General features: G+C 76.0%; 14 protein-coding genes. 5 read left to right on the top strand and 9 right to left on the bottom strand.

Annotated elements, in window-relative coordinates:
* Positions 1-56: 56 nt before the first annotated feature.
* Positions 57-548, bottom strand: a complete 492-nt coding sequence (gene moaC / locus G448_RS0110255) for a cyclic pyranopterin monophosphate synthase MoaC (protein WP_026407894.1) — start codon at positions 546-548, stop codon at positions 57-59.
* Between the two features lie 44 nt (positions 549-592).
* The gene (locus G448_RS16215; RefSeq protein WP_084436649.1) at positions 593-2,023 is read right to left on the bottom strand and encodes a molybdopterin molybdotransferase MoeA; all 1,431 of its coding nucleotides are present in this window, start codon (positions 2,021-2,023) and stop codon (positions 593-595) included.
* 225 nt (positions 2,024-2,248) lie between these two features.
* On the opposite strand from G448_RS16215, the gene G448_RS0110245 reads away from it, so the two are divergent.
* The gene (locus tag G448_RS0110245; RefSeq protein WP_051268905.1) at positions 2,249-2,722 is read left to right on the top strand and encodes a molybdenum cofactor biosynthesis protein MoaE; all 474 of its coding nucleotides are present in this window, start codon (positions 2,249-2,251) and stop codon (positions 2,720-2,722) included.
* Between the two features lie 25 nt (positions 2,723-2,747).
* On the opposite strand, the gene G448_RS0110240 is transcribed toward G448_RS0110245, so the two are convergent.
* The gene (locus G448_RS0110240; RefSeq protein ID WP_026407892.1) at positions 2,748-3,023 is read right to left on the bottom strand and encodes a MoaD/ThiS family protein; all 276 of its coding nucleotides are present in this window, start codon (positions 3,021-3,023) and stop codon (positions 2,748-2,750) included.
* A gap of 228 nt (positions 3,024-3,251) precedes the next feature.
* On the opposite strand from G448_RS0110240, the gene G448_RS0110235 reads away from it, so the two are divergent.
* A complete protein-coding gene (locus G448_RS0110235) occupies positions 3,252-3,827 on the top strand; it encodes an SMI1/KNR4 family protein (RefSeq protein ID WP_026407891.1) in 576 nt (191 codons plus the stop codon).
* 69 nt (positions 3,828-3,896) lie between these two features.
* Here the strand turns inward: G448_RS0110235 and moaA are convergent, their stop codons facing one another.
* Both moaA and G448_RS0110225 read right to left on the bottom strand, forming a co-directional pair.
* Positions 3,897-5,138, bottom strand: coding sequence for a GTP 3',8-cyclase MoaA (gene moaA / locus G448_RS0110230; RefSeq protein ID WP_026407890.1), 1,242 nt, complete (start codon positions 5,136-5,138; stop codon positions 3,897-3,899).
* A gap of 80 nt (positions 5,139-5,218) precedes the next feature.
* A complete protein-coding gene (locus G448_RS0110225) occupies positions 5,219-5,524 on the bottom strand; it encodes a DUF2249 domain-containing protein (protein WP_026407889.1) in 306 nt (101 codons plus the stop codon).
* A 132-nt stretch (positions 5,525-5,656) separates the two neighbouring features.
* Between G448_RS0110225 and G448_RS16210 the strand changes: the two genes are divergently transcribed.
* The 3 genes from G448_RS16210 to G448_RS0110210 are packed head-to-tail and all read left to right on the top strand — an operon-like array spanning position 5,657 to position 10,100.
* A complete protein-coding gene (locus G448_RS16210; RefSeq protein WP_084436702.1) occupies positions 5,657-7,003 on the top strand; it encodes a hypothetical protein in 1,347 nt (448 codons plus the stop codon).
* A gap of 3 nt (positions 7,004-7,006) precedes the next feature.
* Positions 7,007-8,581 (top strand): hypothetical protein, encoded by a 1,575-nt coding sequence (locus tag G448_RS16205; RefSeq protein ID WP_084436647.1) that lies wholly within the window; start codon positions 7,007-7,009, stop codon positions 8,579-8,581.
* Positions 8,574-10,100, top strand: a complete 1,527-nt coding sequence (locus G448_RS0110210; protein WP_026407888.1) for a multicopper oxidase domain-containing protein — start codon at positions 8,574-8,576, stop codon at positions 10,098-10,100. The genes G448_RS16205 and G448_RS0110210 overlap by 8 nt, the downstream gene beginning before the upstream one ends.
* Before the next feature lie 18 nt (positions 10,101-10,118).
* On the opposite strand, the gene G448_RS0110205 is transcribed toward G448_RS0110210, so the two are convergent.
* From G448_RS0110205 to aroA, 4 genes are all read right to left on the bottom strand, one after another.
* Positions 10,119-10,856, bottom strand: coding sequence for a helix-turn-helix transcriptional regulator (locus G448_RS0110205; RefSeq protein ID WP_026407887.1), 738 nt, complete (start codon positions 10,854-10,856; stop codon positions 10,119-10,121).
* Between the two features lie 143 nt (positions 10,857-10,999).
* Positions 11,000-11,677 (bottom strand): GNAT family N-acetyltransferase, encoded by a 678-nt coding sequence (locus G448_RS0110200; protein ID WP_026407886.1) that lies wholly within the window; start codon positions 11,675-11,677, stop codon positions 11,000-11,002.
* Positions 11,678-11,837: 160 nt separating this feature from the next.
* Entirely contained in the window at positions 11,838-12,974 is a 1,137-nt protein-coding gene (rsgA, locus tag G448_RS0110195; protein ID WP_026407885.1) for a ribosome small subunit-dependent GTPase A, read from the bottom strand.
* Positions 12,971-14,422: a 3-phosphoshikimate 1-carboxyvinyltransferase gene (gene aroA / locus G448_RS0110190; RefSeq protein WP_026407884.1), complete on the bottom strand. Its 1,452-nt coding sequence runs from the start codon at positions 14,420-14,422 to the stop codon at positions 12,971-12,973. The genes rsgA and aroA overlap by 4 nt, the downstream gene beginning before the upstream one ends.
* Positions 14,423-14,425 lie beyond the last annotated feature (3 nt).

Genomic DNA, 14,425 nt, shown 5'->3' with positions numbered 1-14,425 from the left:
GCCGTCCGCGCGGGCGGACGTCGTCGGATCGTTCCTCCCGGTGGCCGACCGCGTCGTCAGTCGGCCGGGCGCGCCCAGTCGCCCGAGCGGCCGCCCGACTTCGCCGTCACCGCCGCCTCGCGCAGCATCACACCGCGGTCCACTCCCTTGACCATGTCCACGATCGCCAGACCCGCGACGGTCGCGGCGGTCAGCGCCTCCATCTCCACCCCCGTGCGGTCCGCCGTGCGCACGGTCGAGGAGACGCGCACGCCCCCCTCCTCGACGGTCAGGTCCACCCGGCAGCCGTGCACGCCGATGACGTGCGCCAGGGGGAGCAGCTCGGGAACCCTCTTGGCGGCCGCGATGCCGGCCACGCGCGCCACGGCGAGCGCGTCCCCCTTGGGGACCGTCCCGTCGCGCAGCGCGGCGACGGTGCTCGGCGAGCAGGCCACGAAGGCGGTCGCGCTCGCGGTGCGCACCGTGGGCGTCTTGGCCGAGACATCCACCATACGGGCGGCGCCGGCGTCGTCCAGGTGAGTCAGGCGGATGCGGGACGGGTCCGTCATGGTGATTCCTTCGAGCACGGGTGGAGCGGGGCGTGCGGATCCGTTCAGGGCCCGGTGCGGGTCGGTGGGCGCGACGGGGCCGTGGGGCGGGAGGCCCCTCCCGGTGCCGCCGGGGCGCTCAGCGCGATGAGGCCCACCGGGTCTCCGAGAGCGACCTCGAGCACGTGCTCGCCCACGACGGCGAGCGCCTCGGCGGCCGATAGGGAGGCCACGAGGTGCGAGCCCGAGCCCAGGCGGTGAGTCGGCTCCACCCACCGGGGCTCGGCCCCGGGATCCGCGCCCCGCGTCGGGGCGCCCGCAGACGCCGGGGCCGGGGCGTCGACGAAGCGCACGGGGATGTACTGGCGCCTGCCCGGGGGCGTTCGCCACGCGGCCGCGGCGCGCGCGTGCAGCGGCGGCTCCCGCCGGCCCGGAGAGTCCCCGGCCCGTCCGGGGCCCGGGCCGGCGGCGTCGTGCCCGGCCAGGCGCGCCAGGGCCGGGGCGACGATAGTGGTGAAGGACACGAGCACGCTCACCGGGTTGCCCGGCAGGGCGATGATGGGCACCTCCCGCTGAGTCCCGTCGTCCTCCACGCGCACCGCGCCGTGGCCCTGCGGCTTGCCCGGCTGCATGGCGACCTTGGCGGGGTGCAGCCGCACCGGGCCGTCCGAGGCGCCGTCATCCGCCAGCATGATGAGAGGATCGAAGGCTCCGGCCGATATCCCGCCGGAGGTGACGACGAGGTCGGCCCCGCGAGCCGCTCTCACGAGCGCGCCCGCCAGCGACTCGGCGGTGTCGCCGCTGCGCGACACCGACGCGAGCGACGCGCCGTGCTCGGCGATCAGCCCCGCCAGCAGCACGGAGTTGGAGTCGGGCACGGCGCCGGCGGGCAGCGGCCGGCCGGGATCGACGAGCTCGGCGCCGGTGGACACGACGGCGACCCGCGGTCTCGGCACGGCGCGCACTGAGGCCAGACCGACCGAGGCGAGGGAGGAGACGGCGGTCGCCGACAGGAGCGCACCGGCCGCCAGGACCCGGTCCCCGACGCCGACGTCCTCGCCCGCGCGGCGCACGTTGAGGCCCGCTCGGGCGGCGGCGCGGACCTCGACCTCGGCGGGCAGCGGCCGGGGGCCGGATTCCTGGTCGGTGTCCTCGACCCTGATGACGGCGTCGGCGCCCTCGGGCAGCACGGCGCCGGTCATGATCCGCTGGGCCGTTCCGGGGACCAGGGGCGCGGGGACGGAGCCGGCCGGCACGTCCCCGCTCACCGGCAGGACGACGGGCGCCCGGGGCGCGGCCGGGGCCGTGTCCCGTGCCCGCACCGCGTAGCCGTCCATGGCCGAGTTGGTCCACGGCGGCACCGGCAGGGCGGCCGTGACGTCCTGGGCGAGCACCAGGCCGTGCGCCGCGGCCACGGGGACGTCGGTCGCGGGCAGGGGCGTCAGTGCGGCGAGGACGTCATCGACGTAGGCGTCCGGACCGAGCAGCTCGGACATGGTCCTCCTTCGGTGCTGGCGACGACGATACGCGCGGGCGGGCCGCGGCGCGACGTCGCCTCCGGGCCATCATGCCCGCCCGCGGTCGGGATGGTGCAGGGCGCGGATGACACGAGGGCGCCGACCGGGCGCCGGGGCGTCCATGCGCTCGGCGCGGTCATCGGCGTGTAACGTTCCGGGAGGGGCCGACGCGCCCCGGATGCGGACCACCCGGGAGGATCGACTATGGCCGACAGGATCGGCACGACCGGCACGACCGAGTCGGGCGGCCGGACGATCGCTCGCGTCGTGCGGGCCGAGGTCGTCCTCGGGCGGGTCTCGGTGCCGGGGCTCGCCGCCGCCGTCGAGGACCGGGCGGCCGGCGCCGTCGTCACCTTCGACGGCGTGGTGCGCGACCACGACGGCGGGCGGAATGTGAGCGAAATCACGTATTCGGCCCATCCGGTCGCCGGGGAGGTCATCGCCCGGATCGCCGGAGACATCGCCGGGCGGCCCGGCCTGCGGGCGCTCGCCGTCGTCCACCGCGTCGGGGACCTGGAGGTCGGCGACACCGCGCTCGGCGTCGCCGTGAGCGCCGACCACCGCGCGCCGGCCTTCGAGGCCGTCGGCGATATCGTCGAGGAGGTCAAGAAGCGCCTCCCGGTGTGGAAGCACCAGCTCTTCGCCGACGGCACGCGCGAGTGGTCCAACATCCCCTGAGCGGGCGTCGGCGGTCGGCCGCGCCTCAGCCTCCGGCGAAGGGCGGCAGGACGTCGATGCGGTCGCCGTCGGCCAGGGGGGTGAGCGAGTCCGCCGGCGTCGACAGCGCGTTGACCAGGCAGCTGGAGACGCCGATGACCCGTGCCATCTCCAGGCCGCGGCCCGCGAGCCGCTCGCGCAGAGCGGCGAGCGTCGTGCCGGCGGGCAGCTCGAGGCGCTCCTCCGCGCGTCCGGCGGCCTCGGCCGCCGCGGCGAAGTAGCGCAGCTCGACCTCGATCGCGTCGTCGGGCGGGACGGTCATGTCGGCTCCTCTCGATCCGGGTCCCTGATGAGCGTCGCCGCGGGCGGGATGCGGGTCGGACGGCGCCGTACCGACCATGATCGGCCATCATCGCGACAATCGCACGGGTGACGCGGATGTCACACGCCCGCGGTCCCTGGTAGCCTCGAGCCGGAGCGCGGAGCCGTTGTGGGTGGGCCGGTATGCGGCGCGAGAAGCGCGGAAGGGGCGGTGCGGGGACGTGAGCGCATGGACGTGAGCGCGGCGTGGGACGTCGTTGAGCGGGTGCTGGCCGAGCGCGCGCCGAGGGTCGCCGCCACGCTTCGGGGCCCGGCCTCCTTCGAGGGCATCGACCGCCTGCGCGCGACGGTCGGGCGCGAGCTGCCGGACGACGTCGTGGCGAGCCTGCGTCGCCACGACGGTCAGGACAACCCGACCCGGCTTCTCGACCTCTTCGACCACCACACCCTGCTCGGCGTCGATGAGATGATCGGGACCTCCGACATGCGCGCCGGGATCTTCGAGGGGCGAGACGGAGAGACCTCCATCGACTGGATGGTCCCCGACAAGGTCAGAACCGTTATGAACTGCCGGGGCTGGCTCCAGTTCACCGACGCCGAGGGCCGCGGCTACGCGCTCGACCTCGACCCCCTTCCGGCGGGGGACGTCGGTCAGATCATCAGCCTGCCGATCGACGGCCCCACTCCCGAGCCCGAGTTCCCCTCCTTCACGGCCTGGTTCTCCGACATCGCGGAGAGGCTCGACGCGGGCGCCTTCCGCGTCGAGGACGGTGACGGGATCTGGCTCGACCGCCCCGACGACTGAGTCGGGGTCGGCCCCGGGACCGACCCCGTTGCGGAGGCGGGCCGCTCTCGGCGCGGGGACGTGACGCGGTCAGCCGCCGATGGCGGACATGGTGCGAGCCGGTCGCACGAAGCCGTCCCCATGATCCGCGCCGTCGGCCGCCCGTCCCGGGGTGTCCGTGCCGTGGGCCAGCGGCTTGCGCCAGGTCGCCTCCGCCCAGATCCGAATGAGCTCGTCGTCGCTGGCGCCGGCGCGCATGGGCCCGCGCAGGTCCGTCTCCCGGGCCGAGAACAGGCAGGTCATGAGCCGTCCGTCGGCCGTGAGGCGGGTGCGGTCGCAGTCGGCGCAGAACGGAGCCGTCACCGAGGCGATGATCCCCACGGTCCCGGCCGGGTGGAATCCGTCGCGATCCGTTCCTGCGGCCACGTCCCACACGGCCGCCGGCCGGCGATCCGGCCGTCCGCGGGCCCGCAGCTCGAAACCCGCGGAGTCCAGGGCCTCCAGCACCCGCTCGGCGCCGACCACCTCCTCGGCCCGCCACGACTCGCGCGGCCCCAGGGGCATGTGCTCGATGAAGCGCAGGATCCAGCCGCGCCTCAGGCACTCGCCCAGCAGCCTCGGTGCGCGCTCGCCGAGGGCGCCGGGCATGACCACGGCGTTGATCTTGACCGGGGTCAGACCGGCCTCCTGCGCTCCGGCCGCTCCGCGGAGGACCCCGTCGAGCCGGTCGCGACGGGTCACGCGCGCGTACTCCGCCGGGTCCAGGGTATCGATCGAGACATTGACCCGGTCCAGGCCCGCCCTGCGCAGGCCGTCGGCCCGCCTGTCCAGGCCCAGCCCGTTGGTCGTCAGGCCGATGTCGGGCTTGACGCCGCGTCGTGTGCGCAGCCCCGCCACCGCTGCGACGATCGCCTCCAGATCCCGCCGCATGAGCGGCTCCCCGCCGGTCAGCCGGATCCGCTCCACTCCCAGGCGCTCAACGGCCACCCGCGCGAGCCTCGCGATCTCCGCGCCCGTGAGCAGACCGGGCGCCGGCAGCCACTCGAGCCCCGCGGCGGGCATGCAGTAGGTGCAGCGCAGGTTGCAGCGATCCGTGATCGACAGGCGCAGGTCCCGCACGGTGCGCCCGTAGCGGTCGGTCAGCTCATCGGGGACCGCGTCGCCCGACGCCGCCGGCACCTCCTCGGGCGTGCCGGGATCGCGGGCCGGAGCGCGCCCCTCGCCGGAGCCCGGCCCCGCGGACGAATCGACGCGCGCCGCCGGTACCGGCGACGCGGCCCGGGTGCGCGCCACCGTCCCGACGACGCGACCGTCACGGGGCGAGGGGAACACGGTTCGAGAATACGGGGCCATGCGCGAGGGGGCCATCCCGGGACCGGAGCGTCCGAGACCGCTGGCCGCGCGGGTGCCGGTCAGGCGACGCGCAGGATCTCGACGCGGGCGAAGCCGTCCTCGGCCTCCAGGAGGGTGTGCTGGAAGGTGAAGGGCAGCTGATCGATCTGGTTCAGCAGTGGTGTGGGCACGTGAGGGGCGAGCAGGTCGAAGCCCTCTCCCACGTTCAGCGAGGAGGCGGCACCGATGACGGCGGCGTGGCGCAGGCGGTGGGGGATGGCGCGGGCGTCGAGGGTGAGGCGGTCGGGGTCGTGGTCCTGGCAGCCGCAGCCCTCATGGGTGCGCCTCTTCTCCCGGATCGGGATGAGATCGGGGGTATCGCTCATGACGCTCTCCTTGCTCCTCGTCGTGGGTACGGCCGCCGTCGATGGCGCGCCGAGTGCGCGATCTCCGACGTGAGCCGAAGCGCGTCGTGAGATCGTTGCCCGGCCCGCTGCTACTTTATTACGGTGGACGGTGTGGAAAAAAGTGAGGTGAGCGTGTCGGGGGATCCGCGTTCGGCCGCCTCCGCCCGGGCCCCGCGCGCGTCGGTGCCGCCGACCCGGTCCCGCCCCGGCGCCTCGCGGCTGGTGCCCGGGCTCATCATCCTCGGCGCGGGCGGTGCGTGCCTCCTGGCCGGACTCGACGCCGTCCTGCTGAGACCGGGTGCGCGGGCGCCGGTCGACGACGCTGAGCTCGTCGCCTTCCACGGGCCCCTCGTGCTCGTCGGCCTCCTGGGCACGGTCGTCGCGCTGGAGCGGGCCATGGCCGCGCGTGCGGACTGGGCCCTCCTCGCACCCGCCGGCAGTGCCACGGGCTGGCTGGCCCTGGTCGCCGGAGTGCCCGGGCCCGCCGGCCGGGTGCTGGCGCTCCTGGGCGCCCTGGTCCTGTGCGCGGTCCACGTGCGCCTCCACCGGCGCGCCGCCTCCGTCGCCGTGGATCTCGGGGCCATGGGCGCCGTCGCCCTGACGGCGGGGGACCTGCTGTGGCTCCGCGGCCTCGCGATCGAGATCTGCGTCCCCCTGTGGCTGCTCCTCCCCCTCCTGACGATCGTCGGCGAGCGGCTCGAGCTCGCCCGCGCCGCCCTGCCCGGCACGATCGTCGAGGAGACCGTGCGCACGGTGTCGGCGGCCGCCCTGCTGGGCGCCTGCGTGCTGAGCGCGGCCGGGGCGGCCCGCCTCGTGATGGGCCCCGCCATGCTCGCCCTGGCCGCGGTCATGGCGCGCTACGACATCGCCCGTCGCACGATCCGCGTCGCCGGGGCCGTGCGCCTCACCGCGGCCTGCGCGCTCACCGGATACCTCTGGCTCGCCGCGGCCGGGCTGCTGTGGACCCTGGGCCCTCCGGGCGCTGGCTCCGTCGAGTCCGCAGCGGTCCCCGCGGCCGGGTACGGCGGCCAGGGACATGACCCCGCCCACCCCGCCGATCATCCTGCCGATGGCGACGTCGTCGTCCAGGTCGTCGCCGTCGCCTGCGCCTCGTCCATGGTCCTGGCCCACGCCCCCAGGATCGTCTCCGCCGTCACTCGCCGCCGTCTCCGCTACCACCGAGCCATGTGGCTGCCCTTCGTCCTGCTGCACGCCGGTTCGACGGCCCTGATCGTCTTCCGGGCACGCGGTGCCGTCGCGGCGTGGCGGCAGGACGCACCCGGTGCTGCCGGCGTCGTCGGCGCTGCCGGCATTGCCGGCATTGCCGGCGCTGTGGCGGCGCTCGTCCTCCTCCTGCCGGCCGCCACCCGTCCCGCCGTCGCGGGGTCGAGCGACGCCGACCGGCCGGAGGCGGCCGGGCCCCGCTCGATCGCGGTCGGGCCCGCGCGGAGGGCCTGAGCCGTGCCCGTCCCCGCCGGAGATCCCCGCCGGCCCTCCCGCCCGGGAGGCAGGGCCGGCGGGGGATCCGCGCCCGCCGCCACCGGCGGGCCCCGCTCCCCGGACGAGCGCGATCGTCCGGCCCGCAGGCTCTCCCGCCGCAGCACCCAGGTGCGGCGCAATGCCCTCGTCGTGGCCTGGATCATGCTCGCCGGCGTGCTCGCCGTCCTCATCATCGGGGGGCCGCTGGCCTCCTGGGGCACCTGGCTGCCTCTGCACGCCCTCCTGCTCGGAGGCATCGGCTCGGCGATCACGGTGTGGTCGGCGCACTTCGCCGACACCCTGCTCCACCGTCCGGCGCTGGGCGGGGCGGCCCTGCTCGACGCCCGGCTGTACGCCCACGGGGCGGGCACGGCGCTCGTCCTGGTGGGGATCGCCGCGGGACTGCCGGTCCTCTCCGGGGCCGGTGTCGCGGTCGTCGTGCTCGCCGCCCTGGCGGGAGCGGTCGCGATCCTCGTGCAGTACCGGCGCGCCGTCGCACCGCGCCTGGCAGCGCTGGCGATCCACTACGCCGTCGCCCTGACGCTCCTCGCGCTCGGGGCCGTCCTCGGATACCTCACCAGCTGGACCGAGTCCCGCGGGGCGACGCGCCTGTCCGACGTCCTCTACGTGGCCCACACGACCACCATGGTCCTGGGCTTCGTCGGCACCACCGTGCTCGGCACGCTCACCGTGCTGTGGCCGACCATGCTGCGCACCAGGATGGAGCCCGAGGCGCCGCGGTGGACCGGCCGCGGCCTGCCCCTGCTCGTGACGGGGACCGCGCTCATAGCCTCCTCGGGGCTGCTCGCGGCGCTGGCCGTGCCCGGCACCATCGCCTACCTCGCCGGGGCCTGCGGCGTCGTCGTGCCCGCCGTCAGGACCGCTCGACGCGTGCCCCCCACATCCTTCGCCACCGCCTCGGCCGCCGCCGCGGTCATCTGGTTCCTCATCGGCGTGGTGCGGATCGGCACGGGCATCGGCGCCCTGGCGCTCGGCGACGCCGGGCCGCAGGAGCGGGTCGCCGCCGCCCGGGAGGTCATCCACGGCGTGCGCGTGCTCCTGGCGGCGGGCTTCGCCCTGCAGGTGCTGGCCGGGGCCCTGAGCTATCTCGGCCCCGTCATGCTCGGCGGCGGGCCGGCGACCACGCGCGTCACCAACGCCGTCATGGATCGCGCGGCCGCCTACAGGGTCGTCGCCACCAACGCCTGCCTCGTCGTGGCGCTGCTCACCCCGCTGCCCTGGGGGGTGCGCCTGAGCGGGGCCGTCACGGCCGTCGCCGTCGCCGCCTACGTCCCGGTCGGGATGGGGCTGAGCGTCCGCGAGGCCGTGACTCGGGCCCGGGGGAGGAGACGTCGGGGGACCCGGGGGACGAGGGGCGTCGCCGCCTCGGCGATCCCCGTCGATCCGTCCGCTTCATCCACCGCGACCCCCGAGGCGCCGGCGTCGCCGGTGGTCTCCGGGTCGTCCGGCTCACCCGCCCGGGAGCCGTCCTCGCAGGCCGGGCCGGAGACCCGCCGCGCCCGGGCCCCTCGGATTCAGGAGAGTGCTGATGAGTGAGAAGACTCCCGTCGATCCCGCCGCCGCGGGCGGTGCGCGGGCCGGTGGCGCTCAGGCCCACCGCGGGGCCGTGACCGCCGGTACGGCCCCCGCCTTCGGACGGGGGCGCGCCGCGTCCTCGTCGCAGGGCGCCGAGGACGCCCGCCGGGCCGCGCGCGCCGTTGATCGCCGCGGTGCGCTCCTCGGACTTCTCACCGCCGGCGTCGCCGTCGTCGTGGGCGCGGCCGTCGGCGGCCGCGACGGGGCCGGCTCGGGGACGGGCCCGGTGAGCGCCACGGGCGACACCGTCGAGACCACCATCAGCGTCGAGGGCATGCGCTTCGTGCCCGACACCGTGGACGTCTCCCCGGGGGACCGGCTCGTCATCACCCTGGACAACACCTCCGATCAGGTTCACGACCTGGTCCTCGAGCTGTCGGCCGGAGGCACGGCCACCACCGGGCGCGTCGCCGCGGGAGCCACCGGCACCCTCGACGCGGGCGTGGTCGCCGGGCCGCTCGAGGGCTGGTGCTCGATCGCCGGGCATCGCGCGCAGGGCATGGTCCTCCATGTCACGGCCGGTGGGCGGAGCGCTCGGGCGGCGGGCCACGCCGGTCACGGCTCCGCGTCCTCGGGGGCCTCCTCCGACGACGCGGCGCCCGACTACTCGGCGGTCCTGCCCGACGACCTCGATGCCGTCGACGCGGTCCCGCCCCCCACGGGGACGGCGACGCTTCACGAGCACACCTTCACCGCCACCGAGCTCGTCGGCTACGTCGGGGGCGGGGCGACCCAGAGGCGCCTGACCTTCAACGGCCGGGTCCCCGGGCCGGTCCTGCGCGGCAAGGTGGGCGACACCTTCAGGATCACCCTGGTCAACGAGGGCACCATGAGCCACTCCCTCGACTTCCACGCGGGCGCCGTGTCACCGGACGAGGTCATGCGCTCGATCAACCCCGGTGAGCGACTCGTCTACGAGTTCGTCGCCCGGCGCGCGGGCATCTGGCTCTACCACTGCTCGACGCCGCCCATGAGCGTGCACCTGGCCAGCGGCATGCACGGCGCCGTCATCATCGACCCGCCCGGTCTGAGCGAGGTCGATCGCGAGTACCTCATGATCCAGTCCGAGATCTACCTCGGTCCCGAGGGCGGGGAGACCGACGCGGCCAAGGTCGCCGCCAGGACGCCCGACCTGTTCGCCTTCAACGGGATCGCCTTCCAGTACCGCGACCGGCCGCTGCCCGCCGGGACCGGGGAGCGGGTCCGCTTCTGGGTGCTCAACGCCGGGCCGTCGCAGCCCATGAGCTTCCACTGCGTGGGGCTCCAGTTCGACCAGATGTTCCTCGAGGGGGCCTGGACCCTGGGCGGGCCGGACCGGATCGGCGCCGCGTGGTCCGGCGGCGGGCAGGCGCTGGGCCTGCAGCCCGCCCAGGGCGGCTTCGTCGAGGCCGAGGTGTTCGAGCCCGGCAGCTACACGTTCGTCTCCCACTCCTTCGCCGACATGGAGAAGGGGGCCATGGGGCGCCTCGTCGTCGCGTAGGGGCCGGCGGCTCCCCGCTCAGGCGGGTGGGGCCGGGGGCTCGACGTCGACGTGGCAGCCGTCCTCCGTCAGCGGCACCACCGTCAGGCGCGTGCGCGCGCCGGTCTCGTCGGCGGGGGACGGCTCCGGCCCCGTTCGCCCGTAGACCTCGTTGAGGTAGCCCTCGTGCATGACGCACACCAGCGGGTGGGGGACCCGGTCGTCGGTGACCAGGGGACAGGCCCTGAGCACGATGGTCTCGCCCCGTGGCTCGGGCTCGAAGCCCATCATGGACAGGTTCGGCAGCAGTTTCGCGGCGCGCTGCGCGGGAGTCGCCGCGCCGTCCGGATCCTCGGTCTCCTGCGGCGGCGGCGTCATCCGCGCCCAGCGCCTCCCGATCTCCAGCGCGAGCTCGCGGGCCTGCGGGCAGGTGCCCAGCGTCTGGGAGATGGCGTCGAGCAGAGTGAGGTAGGAGTCCAGGACCTCGGTCGGACTCGGGGCGGTCGAGGCGTAGCGCAGCGCGGGACGTCCGCGTCGTCCCGTCGGCTTGGTGGAGACCTCGACGAGACCGGCGTCGATGAGCGCATCGAGGTGCTCGCGCACGGTGTTGTGGTGGAGGCCCAGCGCGGAGGCGACGTCGGCGGCGGTCATCGGGTGGCGGGCCGTCTCGATGAGATCGAGAACACGACGACGGGCGACCGTCAGCTCGGTGCGTGCCGACAGGTTCACCCAGGAGGGACGCGGCGGGCGCGCGGAGGCGGCAGGGGCTTCGGACACGCGGTGAGCCTAGTCGCAGCGGCAACCCCGTACAAAGGCCTTCCCCGCTGCTCCGTCGCCGCCCGAGGACGCTGAGGGCGAGGGCGCTCCGGGCCGATCCCGGCGCGGTCGCCGACCCGGTTGACGGACGTGCCGTCGATCGGTCAGCGGGCGCTCCGGGCCGGGCGCGTCATGGCCCAGTACCTCGGCAGGGGCGGGGCCTCGATCACGGCGACCCGTTCGAAGCCGAGCCGCTCGTAGAGGCGCCGCGAGCCGGGACTGGTGGACTCCAGGTGGGCGGGCGCGTCGTCGGCATCGACCCGTTCCAGGCCGCGGCGCAGCAGGGCGCTGCCGGTGCCCGTGCCCCTGGCCGCGGGGACGACGGCGACCATGGACAGGTACCAGTGCGGGACCGCCGGCCGGTGCGCCTCGCACAGCTCGCCGTCGAGCAGGCACAGGTCCCAGGCGCCTCCGAGCAGCGCGGGGTCCAGTCCGGGCGGGAGCGCCCCTCCGGGTCCGAGCGGTCCGGCCACCTCGCGGGGGCCGCCTCCGGTGCCGGGGGCGTCCCACAGAGTGGCGCCGAGCAGCCGGCCGGAGTCATCGACGGCCAGATCGACCCTGGCGTCCGCGCGCGCCGTCTCGTCCGCGCTCAGGTAGTGGGAGGTCAGCTCGACGCGGTGGAGGTGGTCGAGGGCCGCCCGCGGGTCGGGAGCCGCGGCGACGATGGCGCTCATGAGCGGGTCGGGCAGGAAGACGTCGGTGAGAAGGTCGGCGACGGCCTCCAGGTCCTCGGGACCGGCGGTGCGGATCCTCGGCGCCGTGCGCGTCGTCCTGCCTCCCATGATGGCGTCTCCCTTCTGCGGTCGGTCGGGCCGGTCGGGCCGAGGCCACTGTAAGCCGTGGTTCCACGGGGTCCATGAATGGCCGCGGGAGGAGCGTCCCGGTTCCCCACGGCGCCGGCGTCCGGGCCGGGCCGTCGAGTCCGCCCCGGATCGGGCGTGCTCAGCGCCGGCGCCCGGGCCGGGCCGTCGGGTCCTCGGCCTCCAGGGAGGGGGCCAGCAGACGGCGGAAGGAGCTCACCCGGGCGCGGCGCGAGGCGGTCTCGGCGGAGCCGGGCTCCGCGCCGGCGGACGGCTCCCCGGCTCCGGCCCGGCCGACCGCCCACTCGTCCAGGGCGCAGTCGAGGACGCCCGCCTCGTGGGTGCAGCCGCGCGGGCAGTCCTGCGCGACCTCGGCCAGGTCCGGGAAGCCGCGCAGCACGTCGGACGAGCTCGCGTGCGCGACCCCGAAGGACCGCACGCCGGGGGTGTCGATGACCCAGCCGCCGCCCGGCAGCTCCAGGGCCTGGAGACTGGTGGAGGTGTGACGCCCCCGGCCGGTGACCTCGTTGACGTGACCGGTTACCCGGTCCGCGCCGGGCACGAGGGCGTTGATGAGCGTCGACTTGCCGACCCCCGAGTGCCCTACGAGGACGCTGATACGTCCGACGATCGCCTCGCGCAGGGCATCGACGCCGTCCCCGTCCGCCCGCGAGGCGGCCTCGTGGCCGCGGGGGCCCAGCCGGGTCGCCACCGAGGGCACCCCGAGCGGTTCGTAGAGGGAGAGCAGTCCGGAGGCGTCGGCCAGGTCGGACTTGGTCAGCACCAGCAGCGGCCCCATGCCGGCGTCGTAGGCGGCCACGAGGTAGCGGTCGATCATGCGGGGACGCGGGGCGGGGTCCGCCACGGCGGTGACGACGACGAGCAGGTCGGCGTTGGCCACGACCGGTCTCCGCGAGCCGGCGGCGTCACCGTCCTCGGCGCTCCTGCGCAGCAGCGTGCGGCGCTCCTCGATGCGCACCATGCGGGCCAGGGTGCCGGTGCGGCCGCTGGTGTCCCCGACGACGGCGACCCGGTCCCCGACGACGACCCTGCCGCGCCCCAGCTCGCGCGCCTTCATGGCCGTGATGTCGCCGTCGCCGTCCTCGGTGAGGGCCGGATCGGCCAGGCGGATGCGGTAGTGGCCGCGATCGATGCGGGTGACCATGCCCGGGACCGCGTCGGCGTGGCGGGGGCGCCGCTTGGTGCGCGGGCGCGAGCCCCGGCCGGGGCGGACCCGAACCCGGGGGTCGTCGGTGCCGATATCGCGGCGGGGCGTCACCGGGACCCGCCCCCCCGGCCCAGCATGGCGGCCCACAGGGCCGGGAAGCCCGGGAGGGTCTTGGAGGTGCACCCGACGTCGTCGAGGGTCACGCCGTCCACGCCCAGACCGACGATGGCGGCGAAGGTGGCCATCCGGTGGTCGGCGTAGGAGCGCAGGGCGGCGCCGTGCAGCGGTGCGGGACGGATGACGAGCCCGTCGGCGGTCTCCTCGGCGTCCCCGCCCAGGAGGCGGATCCCGGTGGCCAGGGCCGCCAGGCGGTCGGTCTCGTGACCGCGCAGGTGGGCGATGCCGGTCAGCCTGCTGGTGCGGCCCCGCGCCCCGGCGAGGGCAGCCAGGGCCGCCACCGTGGGCGCGAGCTCCCCGACGGCGGACAGGTCCGCGTCGATGCCCCGCAGGCCCGCCGCGCCTGGCCCGCGGACGACCAGGGTGCGCGAGTCGTCGGGTTCGGGGCGCAGCTCGACGACGCCGCCCAGGCGCGGCAGCAGCTCGCGCCAGGCGTCGCCGCCCTGGGCCGTCGGCGCCGGCCAGCGCGGGACGCGCACCTCGCCGCCCGCGACGAGCGCCGCCGCCAGGAAGGGGCCGGCGTTGGACAGGTCCGGCTCGATGACCACCGTTCCACCTGCGGGGCGCCCCGGGTGGACGGTCCAGGCGCGGCGCCCGTCCTCGGCGGCTCCCGCCGTCGGGGCGGTTGACTCGTCCGGTTCGACCGGCTCCTCGACGATGATCCCGCGCTCGCGCAGCGCGGCCACCGTCATGGCGACGTGCGGCGCGGAGGGCACGCGCCCGGTGGCGACGACGGCGAGTCCGTCCGGCAGCAGGGAGCCGACCAGCAGCAGGGCGGACAGGAACTGGGAGGAGCCCGAGGCGTCGATGCTCACCCGGCGCGGCCGGCCGGGACGGGCGGGATCCGCCCGCCGCAGGAGCGCCCCGTCGCCGGGGCCCACGCGCACGGGCAGAAGTCCCGGCTCGCCGAGGCAGGCGACCTCCGCCCCCAGGGACGCCAGCGCGTCGAGGAGCGGCGCCATGGGCCGGTGCCGGGCCGCCTCGTCCCCGTCGAGGACGACCGGGGCGTCGGCCAGGGCCGCGAGCGCGGGGACGAAGCGCATGACGGTTCCGGCCAGGCCCGCCTCGATGCGCCCTGCGCCGTCGGGGCCGGCGCTCACGTGCAGCGGCAGCGGGGCGGGGCGCGCGCGCAGGCGGGTCGGATCCCCTCCGACCTCCTCGAAGCGGGCGCCGAGCGCGGTCAGCGCCGCCAGCATGAGATCGGTGTCGCGCGAGCGCAGGACGCCGACGAGCGTCGTCGGGCCCCCGGCCACCGCGGCCAGCAGGAGGGCGCGGGCGGTCAGGGACTTCGAGCCCGGCAGGGCGATGGTCGCGTCGAGGGGACCGCGGGCGGTCGGCACGGGCCAGGGGCGCCGATCGGCGCGAGCGGGGGAGGAGGGCATGAT

It is taken from the genome of Actinomyces gerencseriae DSM 6844 (genome assembly GCF_000429265.1).
Lineage (GTDB): Bacteria > Actinomycetota > Actinomycetes > Actinomycetales > Actinomycetaceae > Actinomyces > Actinomyces gerencseriae.
Note: the sequence above shows the minus strand (reverse complement) of the source record. Positions and strands in the feature narration are given on the sequence as shown.